The organism is Bacillus sp. 1735sda2 (assembly GCF_024159245.1).
Lineage (GTDB): Bacteria > Bacillota > Bacilli > Bacillales > Bacillaceae > Bacillus > Bacillus pumilus_O.
Genome location: NZ_JAMYWZ010000001.1, coordinates 397042 through 412965, shown reverse-complemented (window position 1 = coordinate 412965; position 15924 = coordinate 397042). Strand labels below are relative to the sequence as shown.

12 protein-coding genes and 2 pseudogenes are annotated in these 15924 nt (G+C 37.9%); 10 read left to right on the top strand and 4 right to left on the bottom strand.

The features are described 5' to 3' along the window. Positions 1–28 precede the first annotated feature (28 nt). A complete protein-coding gene (locus NKR21_RS01980; RefSeq protein WP_012008898.1) occupies positions 29–589 on the bottom strand; it encodes a class D sortase in 561 nt (186 codons plus the stop codon). A gap of 6 nt (positions 590–595) precedes the next feature. Then, positions 596–4642, bottom strand: a complete 4047-nt coding sequence (locus NKR21_RS01975) for an isopeptide-forming domain-containing fimbrial protein (protein ID WP_144457046.1) — start codon at positions 4640–4642, stop codon at positions 596–598. A 543-nt stretch (positions 4643–5185) separates the two neighbouring features. Here NKR21_RS01975 and NKR21_RS01970 point away from each other — a divergent pair. The 3 genes from NKR21_RS01970 to NKR21_RS01960 all read left to right on the top strand — a co-directional run bounded on the left by NKR21_RS01970 (position 5186) and on the right by NKR21_RS01960 (position 7287). Beyond that, positions 5186–5830 (top strand): YczE/YyaS/YitT family protein, encoded by a 645-nt coding sequence (locus NKR21_RS01970; protein WP_012008896.1) that lies wholly within the window; start codon positions 5186–5188, stop codon positions 5828–5830. Between the two features lie 84 nt (positions 5831–5914). Then, positions 5915–6505 carry a hypothetical protein gene (locus NKR21_RS01965; protein ID WP_012008895.1) on the top strand — a complete coding sequence of 197 codons (591 nt, stop codon included), beginning with the start codon at positions 5915–5917 and terminating at the stop codon, positions 6503–6505. Between the two features lie 89 nt (positions 6506–6594). Further along, positions 6595–7287 carry a 4'-phosphopantetheinyl transferase family protein gene (locus tag NKR21_RS01960; RefSeq protein WP_144457048.1) on the top strand — a complete coding sequence of 231 codons (693 nt, stop codon included), beginning with the start codon at positions 6595–6597 and terminating at the stop codon, positions 7285–7287. Here NKR21_RS01960 and NKR21_RS01955 read toward each other — a convergent pair. Beyond that, positions 7284–8621: pseudogene (locus tag NKR21_RS01955) on the bottom strand (aminotransferase-like domain-containing protein). The gene NKR21_RS01960 and the pseudogene NKR21_RS01955 overlap by 4 nt on opposite strands. A 103-nt stretch (positions 8622–8724) precedes the next feature. On the opposite strand from NKR21_RS01955, the pseudogene NKR21_RS01950 reads away from it, so the two are divergent. From NKR21_RS01950 to NKR21_RS01920, 7 genes and pseudogenes are all read left to right on the top strand, one after another. Further along, positions 8725–9679 (top strand): annotated as a pseudogene (locus tag NKR21_RS01950) (DMT family transporter). Positions 9680–10046: 367 nt separating this feature from the next. Next, positions 10047–10346 carry a hypothetical protein gene (locus NKR21_RS01945; protein WP_088000588.1) on the top strand — a complete coding sequence of 100 codons (300 nt, stop codon included), beginning with the start codon at positions 10047–10049 and terminating at the stop codon, positions 10344–10346. 318 nt (positions 10347–10664) lie between these two features. Next, positions 10665–11837 (top strand): hypothetical protein, encoded by a 1173-nt coding sequence (locus NKR21_RS01940; RefSeq protein WP_253602412.1) that lies wholly within the window; start codon positions 10665–10667, stop codon positions 11835–11837. 8 nt (positions 11838–11845) lie between these two features. Then, complete coding sequence (locus NKR21_RS01935) at positions 11846–12535, top strand: ABC transporter ATP-binding protein (RefSeq protein ID WP_144457052.1); 690 nt, start codon at positions 11846–11848, stop codon at positions 12533–12535. Further along, entirely contained in the window at positions 12492–13025 is a 534-nt protein-coding gene (locus NKR21_RS01930) for a stage II sporulation protein M (protein WP_088000582.1), read from the top strand. Before NKR21_RS01935 ends, NKR21_RS01930 begins: the two co-directional genes overlap by 44 nt. A gap of 20 nt (positions 13026–13045) precedes the next feature. Then, entirely contained in the window at positions 13046–13585 is a 540-nt protein-coding gene (locus tag NKR21_RS01925; RefSeq protein ID WP_088000580.1) for a hypothetical protein, read from the top strand. Positions 13586–13708: 123 nt separating this feature from the next. After that, a complete protein-coding gene (locus NKR21_RS01920) occupies positions 13709–15061 on the top strand; it encodes an IS1182 family transposase (protein ID WP_253602411.1) in 1353 nt (450 codons plus the stop codon). Positions 15062–15179: 118 nt separating this feature from the next. On the opposite strand, the gene NKR21_RS01915 is transcribed toward NKR21_RS01920, so the two are convergent. After that, complete coding sequence (locus NKR21_RS01915; protein ID WP_144458010.1) at positions 15180–15920, bottom strand: thioesterase II family protein; 741 nt, start codon at positions 15918–15920, stop codon at positions 15180–15182. Positions 15921–15924 lie beyond the last annotated feature (4 nt).

Here is a 15924-nt window from a genome sequence, read left to right as displayed (position 1 = left end):
AAGGATAAGTTGCAGGCTGATCCAGTGGCTAAACACGCTTCCCATATATGATATATCTATTTGGTGCAGGACCAATGAAGGAAAAAGGATAACATGTGGTAAGGATAAGTTCTTCCTTTTCCTGTTGAAGCGTAATAATACTTTGATCATCTTTTTTCACAATCTTTGTTTTCTCAATTTCATAGGTAAATCGACCGTATGAAAGCTCAATGACGAGTTGATCCCCTTTCACAAGTTCTCCTGTTCGTCTAAACACAGTATCACGATGCCCAGATAAAACGATTTGTCCTTGTTCATTAGGTAAATAGCTCTCGTGGTAATGACCAACACCCTTTGCCAAATCCTCCGCATCCGTTCCTTCTACAATTGGTAACTCAGCATTTAACTTTGGAATGTGCAAGAGTCCAATGGTTTCACCAGCCTTTGGCACAAAAGGGGAATCCGTATCCCCCTTTTGCTGGATGGCTGCTTGTGCAGACTGGAAAGATTGATCTACTTGCCTTTGCCCATCAACGATTGTCATATATCCTATCATCACAAGACAAATACCTGCTGTGATCAGTGTCGCTGAGATGATTTTTTGAACCATGGGCGATTACCCGTTTCTTTTTCTTCTTTTCCATACAATAAGGGCCGCACCTATTAATACGAGTGCAAATCCGACTAGTAAAAAGTTGTACATCGCTGTTGCAGTGTTCGGAAGATGATGACCAGGTGTATCCTGTTGTGGCTCAGAAGGTTGATCTGGATTTGCTGGCACTTCTGGCACATTCGGCGGTTCTACTGTCGTTGAGTTTTCAGGTTTGTCTGGTTCATCTACATTCTCACCCTTCACGACTCCGATATTTTGAATGGTTTTACCTTCAGACCCTTTGGCAACCTTCGCCTCAAACGTTACGGTATGCCAATCGTTATCTTTGATATCGCCAAATTGACCGGTTACTGTGCCTTTTGTGTAATCTCCGTTGTCATCATCTTTTGCATCTGTGACGGTTTGGTCATCTACTTTTAATGATCCTTCGACGTATTCAAGACCTTCTGGTAGTTGATCTGTGATGATTAGATTTTTGACGACACTGTCTTCTACACTATTTTTTGCTTTGATGGTGTAAAGAAGGGTATCGCCTACTTGAACTTGTTTTTCATCTGTATTGCCATCTGCTTTATGAGCAATCTCAAATGTTTTTTCTGATTCAAGTTTTGGATCTCTGGGATCAATGGTTATTTCGGTTGTCGGCTCATCTGGCGGTGTGTTTTCGCCTGTTACTTTCGCTGTGTTTTGAATACTTTTACCTGATTGGCCCTTAGCAACTTTCGCTTCAAACGTCACTGTATGCCAGTCGGTGTCTTTGATATCACCAAATTGACCGGTTACTGTGCCTTTTGTGTAGTCTCCGTTGTCGTCATCTTTTGCATCTGTGACGGCTTGGCCATCTACTTTTAATGATCCTTCGACGTATTCAAGACCTTCTGGCAGTTGATCTGTGATGACTAAATCTTTGATGACACTGTCTTCTACACTATTTTTTGTTTTGATGGTGTAAAGAAGCGTATCGCCTACTTGAACTTGTTTTTCATTTGTATTGCCCTCTGCTTTTTGAGCAATCTCAGATGTTTTTTCTGATTCAAGTTTTGGATCTCTGGGATCAATGTTTGTTTCGGTTGTCGGCTCATCTGGCGGTGTGTTTTCGCCTGTTACTTTCGCTGTATTTTGAATGCTTTTATCCGCTTGACCTTTAGCGATCTTCGCTTCAAAAGTAATCATATGCCAGTCCGTATCTTTGATATCGCCAAATTGACCGGTTACTGTGCCTTTTGTGTAGTCTCCGTTGTCGTCATCTTTTGCATCTGTGACAGCTTGATCATCTACTTTTAGTGATCCTTCGACGTATTCAAGACCTTCTGGCAATTGATCTGTGATGACTAGATCTTTGACGATGCTATCTTCTTCAAGATTCTTAGTTTTGATCGTATAAAGAAGAGTATCGCCTACGTGAGGTGTCTTTTCGTCTGTGTTACCTTCTGCTTTTTTCTGAATGCTTGCATCCTTTTCTGATGCTAGTTTTGGTTCACGAGGATAAATTTCTGTTTTCGTTGTTGGATCATCTGGCGGCGTGTTTTCGCCTGTTACTTCAGCTGTATTTTGAATGTCTTGACCAGCCTGTCCCTTTTCAACTGTCACTTCAAACGTCACAGTGTGCCAGTCCGTGTCCTTCACATCGCCAAAATAACCCGTGACCTTTCCATCTGTGTAGTCACCGTTATCGTCATCTTTCACATCTGTGACGGATTCTCCATCAATCTCAAGAGAACCAGCGACATACTCCAGCCCTTTTGGCAATTGATCTGAGATCACTAGATTTTCAACAAGACTGTCTTCTATCGTGTTCTTTGTTTTAATCGTATAAAGAAGGGTGTCCCCTACTTCTGGGTGCTTCTCATCTGTGTTGCCTTCTGCTTTTTTCTGTAAGACCGCTGATTTTTCTGATTCAAGCTTTGGATCACGAGGATAAATTTCTATTTCTGTTGTTGGTTTGTCTGGCGGCGTGTTTTCACCTGTGACACTCGCTGTATTTTGAATGTCTTGACCAGACTGTCCTTTTTCAATCGTGACCTCAAACGTCACGGTATGCCAATCGGTATCCTTAATGTCACCGAATTGTCCTGAAATGGTTCTATTTGTGACATTACCATTGTCTTGATCTTGCTCATCTGTCACCGCTTGTCCATCTACCTTAAGTGAATTCGGCACATATGCTAATCCTTCTGGCAATTCATCCGAAATCACTAAGTTTTCAACGAGACTGTCTTCTATCGTATTCTTTGTTTTAATCGTATAAAGAAGGGTGTCACCGACCTCTGGATGCTTCTCATCTGTGTTACCTTCTGCTTTTTTCTGTAAGACCGCTGATTTTTCAGAAGTCAATTTCGGGTCACGTGGATAGATTTCTATATTCGTTGTCGGCTTGTCTGGCGGTGTGTTGCCGGTTGTGACACTCGCTGTATTTTGAATGTCTTTGCCTGCCTGACCTTTTTCAACTGTGACTTCAAACGTCACGGTATGCCATTTCACATCTTTCACTTCACCGAACGTTCCAGTGACAGTCCCATCTGTTATATCACCGTTGTCGCCATCTTTTGCATCTGTGACTGGATTTCCATCTACCTGAAGTGAGTTTGGTACATATGATAACCCTTGAGGTAACTTGTCAGAAATCACAAGATCTTCAATCACGCTATCTTCAATAGCGTTACGGGCTTGAATGGTATACAGTAATGTGTCGCCTACTTCTGGATGTTTCTCATCTGTATTACCATCTGCTTTTTTCTGTAAGACCGCTGATTTTTCTGATTCAAGCTTTGGATCACGAGGATAAATTTCTATGTTTGTTGTTGGTTTGTCTGGTGGTGTATTATCCCCTTCGACATTCGCTGTATTTTGAATATCCTTGCCAGCTTGACCTTTTGCTACTTTCGCTTCAAATGTCACGGTGTGCCAATCAGTGTCTTTCACATCACCTATTTGACCTGTAACAGTGCCGTTTGTATAATCACCTTTGTCTTGATCTTTGGCATCGGTTACGCTTGTACCGTCTACCTTAAGAGATCCAGAAACATAGGTTAAACTACTCGGAAGATTATCTGATATGGTCAGATTCTTAAGAACGCCGTATTGCACCGTATTTTTTGCTCTAATTGTATAAAGCAAAGTGTCGCCTACTTCTGGATTCTTTTCATCTGTGTTGCCTTCTGCTTTTTTCTGTAAAGCAACCGATTTTTCTGATTCAAGGTTAGGTGGATATGGATCAAATTCGGGCTTCACACGTGAAGCTAAGTCGTAAGATAATGAATCACCCGCAATGCCTAAATATGTTGTACTTAATGTTTTCGCATCAAGTGTAAAAAGAGTGGAATGACCAATGGATTCGTTTAATCCTGACTGTAATAGCATTTGTCCATTTGGCAAGAAGCTAATTCCCCGCACGCCTCCGTCAATCGTTTTACCGTCCGCATTTGTAATCGGAATGACACGAATGACTTCAGCTGTTTCAGGATTCATTTGTGCAATGGCTCCACTGTTATTAGATGCAAACCAAAGATAACCATCCTTATCGACAACAAGGTCTCCACCAATGTCTCCGCCAATGCCAGAGCCAGCGTCATAACCGACGATTTTTTTGGACGTTTTTTTACCCGTAACTAAATCGTACGTTCCAAGGAAAGAATCACCATTAGAAAAATAAGAATAAATATATTTATCTTGATGCACAACGGCATTAGTAGCGCCTTCAGGTAGTTTCGTTACGACTTGTGCTTGCCCTGATGTCGCATTTATTTTATATAGAGTAAGGCTAGTGCCATTTGCAGTTGCATACACTACATTTTCTCGATCGCTAACAGCAACACCATTCACTGCGCCTATATCGATTCCTTTCACCTCTACACTAGCTTTAACATTTGTTGGATCATTTCCATCGAGTTGTTGAAGAACTAGTGGTCTAGTCCCAATCATATAGGAATCCGTATTGTTCACAACCACCGTCCCAGCGGCTTTCGTAACAGCTGGTGAGACGGTTAATAAATTTCCAGCAACCAGCACCAATATAAGAAATAACTGACTCGTTCTTTTAAATATGTTCATTTTTGACATCCCCTTTTACTTGCTTTAAATCATAATGGTATGTACCAGTTCACCTCCCACACTTTGGTAAAGAATATCAGTAACATTTCAAAAGCCTCAACAGGACTAAATAACTATTTTCGACAAAAATAGACATTTTGAACTACATATCTTCAAATGATTGATTCACTTGTGTTCTTCCAATAAAATAACCTTTTTTTATTTCAAATTTCCTCATCTATCTATCTTCCCAAACAGGTCTTATGATGTGTATTACATACAATCCTTTCTATTTAAAGATAAATAATCTTTAATTGGATAATGATGATTTTTTGTCAGTATATATTGGTTTTTTTTCTTTTTCTCTTAAAAAAAGGGAATGATTGGATCGCTTTGTCAAAAAAAACAAGCCAAAAGTCTTGCTGCTTGTTTTGATGTTTTAGCCTTTACGATTCGAAAAAAATCTTTTCTTAAGTAAGCGATTACAATTGAGCAAAGTCATTTAAAGGGATGTGGGAGTATGTTACGATTGAATTCGAGTGTTTAAGAAAGAAGGGAAAGCTTTTGAAGCGGGAACATCTTTTACGTTGGTTTTTTTATTTTGTTGGATTGATCGTACTAGCTTTTGGACTATCACTGACAGTGAAAGGAAAGATTCTTGGGATTGGTCCTTGGGACGCTTTCCATTACGGACTGTTTCAGCATTTTGGACTGACGATTGGACAGTGGTCCATCATTATTGGTGCACTCATTGTGACACTAACTTCTGTTTTTACGAAATCATTTCCAAAGATCGGCGCATTACTGAACATGGTGCTGATTGGTATGTTTATAGATTTCTTTAATGCGGTATTGCCTGCACCACATGGGTATTTACCCGCTTTATATGTGTTTATTACGGGCGTTGTGGTTTCAGGATATGGTGTTGGCATTTATGTCTCCGCGAATCTTGGCGCCGGGCCAAGAGATTCATTAATGCTCCTCATCTCAGCGAAAACTGGATTGAACGTGCAGTGGGTGCGAAATGGCATTGAGTTAACAGTGCTTTTGTTTGCATGGATGCTCGGCGGACCGATTGGCGTTGGCACGATTCTGACGGCTATTTTCACAGGTCTCGTCCTTCGATTCTCTTTGCCACAATCGACACGTCTCCTAGAGCTGCTTATTACAAAAACAGCAGAGAAACCTGTTCAGACGCTTATCCGATAAGAACAAGCCATTCTACAAAAAAGAATGGCTTTTCTTGTGTTAAAATAAATAAACAGAATATTCTATTATCGGAGATGAGACCTCATGCAGCTTTTTCATTATCATTACTGGACACCATTTGTTGAAGAGACCGAGCAGGCGTATCGGTCGCTAGGCTTTGAAGTAAAGGCGCGTTTCACAAAGGATGGCTCCTTTCATCCGCCGCTCACATGGGATGACTTTAGAGAAGAGCAGCCGACCTTTCGCATCGTCGAAATGAGAAAGGGACAAATCAATATCACATTCGGTTATAGTAAAAAAGTCCTTTTTGATCACATTGGCTTTCTTGTCTCAGATGAAGAATATGGGGAGCTACTTTCACAGGTAAAAGAGCTCAACTGGCCGGTTCAAGAAGGAGAACGAAGAACGTTTCTTTCAACACCTCTTCGTTTAAGGTTTGAATTACAGCGGCGTACAGATGTCATTGAAACTGGGAACGATACGCTTCAAGCCATGACAATTGCTGTTCCTGATTTGTCACAGACATCTAAAGTGGGTCAACTGCTCTCTTCTTTGAATCAGCCCATTCACTGGCAAAAAGGAGAACGCCTCTCTTTACTTCACGTGATCATGACTGATTGCAATGGATTAGACACGAAAGATCCGAATGGGGTTCATATCCTGAAACAGACGTAGAAGTGCTTTCTGTCGATTTGTGTACAGGATGTCCCTTTTGTACGGCGCTCTACAATGGTACAATTAATGTAAAAAATTAGAGGTTCATGATGAAGATTTTCGCTATCCAATTACAACATTTAGATGACATCCATGCACGAAAACAAATTGATCAATTGAAACCCTTTGTTTCAGCTGAAAAGCGCGCTGCGGCTGAGCGCTTTCGATTTTTGGTCGATGCAAGAAGGACCTTGTTAGGTGAGGTACTGGTTCGTCAGGTGATCCATGATATGAACGATCTGCCTTTTGATCAGATCGTTTTTGAAACAGAGGGCAATGGCAAGCCTGTTGTCCGGCACATTCCTTCTTTTCATTTTAATCTTTCTCACTCTGGTGATTGGGTCGTATGCGCAATAGATGATGCACCTGTAGGGATTGATATTGAGGAGATCAAACCGATTGATCTAGCGATTGCTAAAAGATTTTTTTCAGCAGATGAGTATAAGGATTTACTTTCACAATCGGCAGAACGGCAGGAAGCCTACTTCTTTCATTTATGGTCAATGAAGGAGGCTTTTATCAAGCTGACTGGAAAGGGATTATCCTATGGTCTTTCTTCCTTTACAGCCCGCCTGTCAGAGGATGGACAGGCGACATTGACATTACCTGATCATGAGGCGCCCTGCTTTGTTCAAACATACTCACTCGATCCTGCCTACCAAATGGCGGTGTGTACACGAAAGCCTTCTGCGGCTGAACGTGTTGAGATACTCTCTTGCCATGATGTGCTGGCTCGTCTTTAATATCGCCCAATTTGCTGAAATGCTGTCTTTAACAAATCGACTCCACGTGTGATTTGCTCTTCTTTCACATGCCAAATGTTCAACTGAAGAATGGGGTCTTTTTGATAGGTCGAAAGATAATGGCGATCGATTGACTGAATGGAAACAGATGCCTTTTTTAGCTGCTGAATGAGCTGGTTCATCGGAATTGACCGATCGATCCGTACATGTGTATGAGTAGCCGGCTCCTCTTCTCCTAGTTGATAAGCGATTTGATCGCTTTTCAGGCATGTCACTAGCTGTTTGGATCGATTGCGATAGGTTGTCTGCATTCTTTCTCGATGCCGTTCAAACATCCCGCTTTTCAAGTATATTTCTAAGGCTGCCTGTGACAGCATGGAGCTGTCGATGTCAATGAGCCGTTTGTGTTCGCTAAAAGGACTAATTAGTTCCTCAGGTAAGACGACTGCTCCTGTTCGAAGTCCTGGAAAAATGATTTTGGAGAAGCTTTTTAAATAAATGACCTTTCCCGCCTGATCGTATGAATAGATCGGGTCTCTTTTTGCATCAAATTCTAAATCGGCTATATAATCATCTTCAACGATATAGACGTCGTATTTTTCGGCAAGAGCTGCAATCGCTCTTTTCTCTTGTTTTGACAAGCTCGTTCCAAGGGGGTTTTGAAACCTTGGCATCGTATAGAAAAAACGAATCTCTTCTTCTCGAAAGATGCGCTCCAATTCTTGAAGATCAATTCCCTTTTCCGTCCGCTGAATCCCCATCACAGGAAGTTGATTTTTTTCTAAATATTGAAGGTATAGGTGATAGCCTGGCTGTTCGACTAGTATGGTCTGTTTGCCATTCGGAAAAGGGATGGTGCTTAAAATGGATAATGCCAGCTGAATACCAGAGGTCATAACGATCTGCTCTGGATTAGCAAACACTTGATAATCCATTTATCGCTTAGAAATGACTGGCAGCAGCGATGGTAATCCGTTGGTTGTACCGTAAATAAACAAGTCATTTTGATACAAATCGATGGCTTGGTTGATGCAGTGCTGGAAATCAACATATGGAAACACGACGGGATCAGGTGCAGATGAAGCAAAATCAATCCATGTGCTATCCTCTTTCCCCGATAACTGCTTTGTTTTCACGACATAGTAGCCGCTTCTTTCTACAGAATACAGCAGATGTTCTCGTTCTAATGTGTCTAATGCTTTAATAACTGTGCTTTTGCTCAATGCATATTGTGCCGCCAAATGGCGAATGGAAGGGATCTTCATGCCCGCATGGTATTCACCAGACGTCATCTTCTCTTTTAAGCTGAGAACAAGCTGATCATATTTCCTCACACCGCTTCCTCCTTGTACCGGTACAGATATCATGTTCTCTTATTGTACACCTTAGATGATCCGATTACGATAGAAGTACAGAACCGGTCAATTCATCTGAAGCATGCATGCTCGTATAAGGAGTCAAATTGTGGACATTTCAAAACAGAAAGCGTATGCTGCCGCGATAGGCTACGCGACGATCATTGGTTTTTCATTTTTGTTTGTCAAAATTGCATTAGAATCAGCGAACCCAATTGATTTATTGGCACATCGCTTTACCGTTTCTTTTGCAGCCGCACTATTGCTGTTTCCATTTTTACGAAAGAAGATCCGCCTCTCCATTCAATGGCGTGATCTTCTCTACATCGTACCGTTTTCCTTGCTTTATCCTGTGTTGTTTTTTGCTTTTCAAGTATGGGGGCTGATGTATACCTCTTCGTCAGAGGCTGGTATTATACAGGCAACGATTCCTATTTTAACAATGGTGCTGGCCGCGTGGTTTTTAAAGGAACGCGCGACATGGATCCAAGTGCTGTTTACCATTCTTTCGGTGTGCGGAGTGATGCTTCTCTTCGTCATGAAGGGAATTGATGTAAAGCATTCACACATGATCGGCTATGTACTGATATTACTTTCAGCCTTATCCTCCAGTGCATACAGTGTATTTGCCCGGGTCATTACACGGCGCTTCCATGTAATTGAACTCACTTTCGTGATGACATTCTTTGGATTTATCTTCTTCAATGCCGCTGCGCTCATTCGGCATTCAGTAAACGGAACAACACTGCAATTTTTCAGCCCATTTACACAACCATCCTTTATATGGTCAATGCTCTTTTTAGGCATTCTTTTTAGGCATTCTTTCTTCACTTCTCACAGCATATTTATCAAACTATGCCCTTTCCCAGCTTGAAGCGGCAAAGGTCAGCATCTTTAACAATTTATCTGCGTTTATTACAGTCGCCGCTGGGGTTCTCATTTTACATGAAACAATTGATTGGTATCATCTCATCGGAGGTGTGCTGGTCATTGGCGGAGTGATTGGCGGGAATGTGGTAAAGAAGCGGAATTCATAAGAAAAAGCGGTCCCTTTAAGGAGGACCGCTTTCTTTTTACTGTTTCATGAATTGTTGTTTGCCTTCAAGATCAATGCATCTTCCTCTATTTATCCAAGCAAAGAATATTGCATCAAATTGTTAGGATTAAATAATGATTCTATTTACTTCACACTTCATAGATAGTTATTGAAGTATTATCAAATTAATAATATACAAGTTTATGAGGTTTTATTTTTTTAATAAAATCGTCTTCTGTCCTGTTAATACATCAAAATAAACACCTCAATAACCATTTAAATGGAAAATACAGTACACAAATCCCATTTATCTTAAAACCATTTTATGTATAATGTGGGTATATAAGCAAGGGGGGGAGGTGTTAAATATGAAAATGGGGTTAAAAAATAGATTGTTCGCAATTCTTGGCTTGAGTCTTATTTTCACTTTAACTTTAACAACTATGGTTTTATTGACTCTTGAACCAGTCACACCTTTTGCAAATCTAGCAGCAAACTATCCTCAAATACCTACTTGGGCATTAACTTCTATTAGTGCCATTCTAAATGCTGCTGGTACAGTTGGTGCTATTGCTGCTGTCCTAGGTACTTTTGGACTTGGTGCTATTGCCTCTCTAGTAATTAGTTATGCTAGAAAATACGGGGTTAAATACGCTATCGCTTTCTAAAAAATGTTTTTTTATAGAGAAGGTGTAAAACGCCTTCTCTTTACACCTTTAAAAATGGAAGTGTTGTAAATGCAGAAATATTTAACATACACAAAGATCTTGTTAATTAATGATTTTAGAAGACATCAATGTAATAATGCTCTCATTTTTGCACTTTTTTCTTTCTTATACATAATTTCACCCCTATTACTGGGTGTATTAACTACTTATTTTTTGAAAAATATATCAATAATCTATCTATCACTTTTCATATTAATGTTTACAATAAATATTGATAAGAGCTTGATGAGAATACTTTTCTCTTCGGATAAAAAACAGATGGCTATTTTAAAAATCCATCTAGATCAATATATTTTCGGTAAAGATATGAGTAAATTTTTCAGTACTATGGTTGGTTTATTATTCTTCATCCTAGGTTCTTACTTAACAAATTTAAGTATACACGGGTTACAAGGAGCTTTTACACTAGCAGCTCTGGCCGTGACTTCTTTCATCTTAGGTTACTTACTTAGATTGCATATATTGTTACTACTTTCAAACCCCAAATTTTTCGTCATTTCATCAACTATTGGATATATAACTACAGGCCTCATTGCAATTTGGGTATTCACTATATTTAAATTCAATTTATTAAAAAGTAATTTATCTAGTTATTCAATATATATTATTTTAGCCTTCACATTCATTAGTATGCTTTTAGTAATTTATTGGGGAAGAAACGTTCGTAATGTGCCAATTTTCCATTTCCAAAAAAAAGAGAAAGAACAAAAGGGGACATCTAGAAAATTTAATCATATATTGTTTTATGAAATTACACTCCTCATGAGAAATCCCCCTATCCAATGGTCAGTATTATTATTTATATTAACAATATCTGGGGGGCTATTTGGTTTAATTATTTATGGTGTTAATACGAACCAACTTGAAACATTAAATATAGAAAATGATTTTTTATTTATTTTTAGTGTTATTTTCCCTATGATTTTTATATCAAATGCAATACAACCGTATGTTTCCTTTGATATTGATGGCCCTATTCTACCTTTAAAACGAAAATTACCTAACTTAGTTAAAAATAAAATCAAAAATAAGATTATTTTATCTATCATACTACATTTCTTCTTTTGTATTTTATACACCATTTTCTCAAGTTTCACTATAAAACTAGACGAGCCTCTATACGTGATAATCACTTTAGTAAACACCTGTATTCTTATAGCTGTTTGTACTGTAGGTTCTACTGTCGTATTTCCATATTTCAAGTGGGAATTTGTTTATCAAGTTCCTAGTTCTCTTAGTAAATTGACTTTAAATATTTGTTATGGGTTGATTTTAGCTTTATCAGTCATTTCATCCTATAGCACAATATATTTTATTGTAACGAATATCGTTATGGTCACTAGTTTATTTATTATTATATTTTTAATAATTAGATTTTGGGAAAGAACAATAAATAAAAACTACAAATCATTTAAAACATTATTTGAGTGAGGGATTGTATGTTATCACTTCATAATCTAACTAAAGAATATAAAGAATCCAACTTTAAAGTTATGATTCCTGAGATGCATTTCAAAGAAGGATCAATAATTGGTTTATTAGGTAAAAACGGTGCTGGAAAAACTACTATTTTAGAAATGATAGCTGGATTAATACAACCTGACGAAGGTCAAATATTGATAAATCATAGCAAGCAAAATTTTTCATCAATAGGATATATGGAAGATGATCCAATTTTGTTTGACAACTTAACTTGTTTTGAATTAGTAAAATATCAATCTATGCTTGTAGAACAACCCTTAGAAAATGACCAGATAAATGAGATGTTGCGTAACTATGGATTAGAAGAGCAAACAAACCGGCGTTCCTCTTCTCTTTCAAGAGGAATGAGACAAAGAATGTCTTTTATTCTAACAATATTACACAATCCAAACATTATTTTATTAGATGAGCCATTTACAGGTTTGGATCCTACAAACATGGCTGATATGAAGAAACATTTAAGAAATTTCAAAGAAGCCAACAAAATCATTTTGCTTTCCACTCATATCATCCAATTTGCAGCACACTTATGCGATGAAATCCTTTTTATTGATAATGGCACTATTATTCACTCAGAAAAAAAATCTTCAGGAGTGACTTTTCATGAAGATCAACTCGAAAAGAAATTTTTTGAAAAGTTATCTTAAAATTTTTTTGATTTTTATTGTACTTTTTTTAGGAGGTTTTAGTTTAAGTGTTTTCGCTTCAACTTTTATAGATAGTATTGATTTTAAAAACAATATAAATATTGACAGCTATCAAAAAATTTTCTTTAATAACCTTTTTGTATCACTACTAATATTAGTTGCTGGAATAGTTAGCTTGGGCTTGTTATCTAGTATCATTATTTTTTTAAATGGATTTTTCCTAGGTGCATTTTTTATATCATATACATATATATATGGAATTGACATAGCAATATATTATATAATTTTCCATTCCCCGGTGGAAATTATCGGGTTGTTTCTTTTTTATTTTGTCTCATTTGATGTATCAAAGCAAATTATGTTCTATATAATATCTAAAGACAAAATATCTTTTAAACCAAAAGGAAAAATCTATTTCTGTCAGCTCTTAACCGGAGTTTTTTTGTTATTCATTGCTTCTATTATTGAATTTCATTTCATAAAAATTTGATATTGCTAAAGGGTGTTCTTATGAAAAAACATATTTTATTAGTATGCATACTCTCTGGTATTATAGCTTTTATCCTTTCTATATTGAAAATGGATGAAATAAATAAAAATTTACTAGAACTACAAGTTGAAGGAAACCAAGATATAATTGAAATTAGTAAGTGGATAGGTATTTCTCTTGCTGTTATTGGAGAAGTATTCAAGCCTATGGTAGAGGTTTTATTATTTTCGTTAATTATTTTTCTGAGTTTGATAGTTTTTGGAACAAAAGATTCCTATAAAAGTATATTTAAAAAAGGTATATTATCTTACTATTTCATTTTACTAGGTAACTTGATTGTCATTATTTTATACCTTTTTAATGTACCTAATGCTGAATACACAATCACAATTCCATTTTTGTGGAATATTAATATTTTTGTTATCGTTTCATTTAGTGTATGGTGCTATTCCTACGTGAAAAATCAAGAAAATAGAGATTATAAACTTTACATCCCTTTCGTCATAGTATTCTTGTTTTCTTTGGCTATATCAGCATTTTCAAGTATTATCCCTCAGTAAAAAACGACCCATTTGGGTCGTCAGGCTGTCGAGAAAATCTCGGCAGCTTTATTTTTTCCCTTAAATTTTCCACCACTCCATTTTATAATAGAGAAAAGCATTCTAAAGGAAGGTGTTTTTCTCATGTTCCACACTAGAAATTCTTCTCAGCACGAAGCCGAATTTGTATTGCTAGATCAACTGGTCGAAGAGGATCACCTGCTTCGTAAAATTGATCAGTACATTGATTTTTCATTTATCGTAGATAAAGTAAAACCCTATTATAGTGAAAATAAAGGTCGTCCTTCCCTTGATCCGCTTATTTTGTTCAAAATGATGTTTATCGGATACCTTTACGGTATCCGTTCTGAAAGACAACTCGAAAAAGAAATTTACTATAACATGGCGTATAGATGGTTTTTGGATTTGAACATCAATGATCCCGTTCCCCATCACTCCACTATTAGTTGGAATCGTCGTACTCGATTTAAAAATACAACGATTTTTCAAGACATTTTCGATGAGATTGTGCTTCAAGCTATCAATCATGATATGGTAGGAGGTCGCGTTCTTTTTACTGATTCAACTCACCTTAAAGCTAATGCTAATAAACATAAATATACGAGAAAAACGATTGAACAAGATACCCAGAACTATATCAATGATTTAGAAGAAGCAGTCCAAGAAGATCGGGTGGCACATGGAAAAAAGCTCTTAAAGGTAAAAGAGGAGGTGAAAACAGAAAAAGACATTCGTCAAAGTATGACTGATCCTGAAAGTGGCTATCTATATCGCGAAAACAAGCCTGAAGGCTTTTTCTACCTAGACCACCGGACAACAGATATGAAGTATAATATCATCACCGATGCTCATGTCACGCCTGGAAATGTCCATGATTCTGTTCCATATCTTGATCGGTTAGATCACCAAATCGCACGATTTGGTTTTCAAGTAGAAGCTGTTGCGCTTGATTCAGGTTATTTGACAACACCAATTTGTAAAGGTTTATCTGATCGACATATTTTTGGTGTCATTGCCCATAGACGTTTTCATCCAACAAGAGGATTATTTGAGAAGTGGAAGTTTCAGTATGATTCTGAAAATGATCATTACATATGCCCAAAAGGTGAGAAGCTTTTATATACGACAACAGATCGAAAAGGTTATCGATTCTACAAATCAGATCCTAAAAAATGTGCATCGTGTCCTTTCCTTGAAAGATGCACAAGGTCGAAAAATCATCAAAGAGTCATCTCAAGACACATATGGGAAGAACATAAAGAAAAGATCAGACAGAATCGTCTAACTGTTTCTGGAAAAGAGCTATATAAAAAAAGAAAAGAAAAAATAGAGCGAAGCTTTGCAGATTCAAAACAACTGCATGGGCTTCGCTACTGCCGGTTAAGGGGGAAACAAAATGTGAGTGAGCAAGTTCTCCTCACAGCTGCGTGTCAGAACATGAAAAAGATTGCCACACACCTAGCGAAGCTAGGTTAGGATTGTGGGAGGCCTTTTTCATTAAATCTCATCCATCATAATTACGATGAAAATAAAAAAGCCTGTAGAAAAACATGAGTTTCTCTACAAGCTGACGACCCATTTGGGTCGTTTTTTCTTAATTCTTTATCAAGTGTTGTTTGCCTGCAAGGTCGATCACAAGTCTCATCTGTTCTGCAAAGGATTCGAGGTGTGTGTTGATATACATGTGCCCTCCTTCGAAATTGGTGCGTTCGATGGTTTTTGCCCATGGCAGCCAGCCGTTTGCATCTTGCATGCATTTTTTATCTTGTGTTCCATTGAATAAATAAACGGGTGTTTCGATGATGGATTGGTCTTTGTGCTGGAAGGTTTCCAGCGCCTGATAGTCTGCACGTAAGGACGGCGTAAAGTAATCCATCATTGGTTTGTTTTCTAATAATTCCTTTGGTATCCCGCCCATTTCGGCAATATGCTGAACAAATGCTTCATTCGATAAATGGGTCAGGATCTGTCGTTTTGTTTGCGGCGGCTGAATAGCCGAAATTACGACTGCAACAGGATTAATTCCTTCCCTTTCTAATAGCTGCGTCAGTCTATACACGACAAGTCCTCCCATGGAATGTCCAAACAGGATAAATGGGCGGTTCAAGTTGCCCATGAGCCCTTCTTTGTACAGCTCAGCCAATCGGTCAATGCTCGTTTCGAGAGGCATGAGATTGGTTCCATGACCTGGGGGCTCTGCTGCTGTGATTTCGGCAGTGCCTTTTAGCTGTTCAAAAAGCGGGCGGTACGAGGCGGAATAACCGCCTGCAAAGGGAAAACAAATAAGTTGAATAAGGTCTGATTTTTTTTCAAAAGTTTTAAATAAATGACTCATACGT

Coding starts and splice junctions, on each gene's coding strand:
- NKR21_RS01980 (WP_012008898.1), bottom strand. CDS start 589: ATGGTTCAAAAAATCATCTCAGCGACACTGATCACAGCAGGTATTTGT.
- NKR21_RS01925 (WP_088000580.1), top strand. CDS start 13,046: ATGAAAAAACATATTTTATTAGTATGCATACTCTCTGGTATTATAGCT.
- NKR21_RS01945 (WP_088000588.1), top strand. CDS start 10,047: ATGAAAATGGGGTTAAAAAATAGATTGTTCGCAATTCTTGGCTTGAGT.
- NKR21_RS01940 (WP_253602412.1), top strand. CDS start 10,665: ATGGCTATTTTAAAAATCCATCTAGATCAATATATTTTCGGTAAAGAT.
- NKR21_RS01915 (WP_144458010.1), bottom strand. CDS start 15,920: ATGAGTCATTTATTTAAAACTTTTGAAAAAAAATCAGACCTTATTCAA.
- NKR21_RS01920 (WP_253602411.1), top strand. CDS start 13,709: ATGTTCCACACTAGAAATTCTTCTCAGCACGAAGCCGAATTTGTATTG.
- NKR21_RS01965 (WP_012008895.1), top strand. CDS start 5,915: ATGCAGCTTTTTCATTATCATTACTGGACACCATTTGTTGAAGAGACC.
- NKR21_RS01935 (WP_144457052.1), top strand. CDS start 11,846: ATGTTATCACTTCATAATCTAACTAAAGAATATAAAGAATCCAACTTT.
- NKR21_RS01975 (WP_144457046.1), bottom strand. CDS start 4,642: ATGAACATATTTAAAAGAACGAGTCAGTTATTTCTTATATTGGTGCTG.
- NKR21_RS01930 (WP_088000582.1), top strand. CDS start 12,492: ATGAAGATCAACTCGAAAAGAAATTTTTTGAAAAGTTATCTTAAAATT.
- NKR21_RS01960 (WP_144457048.1), top strand. CDS start 6,595: ATGAAGATTTTCGCTATCCAATTACAACATTTAGATGACATCCATGCA.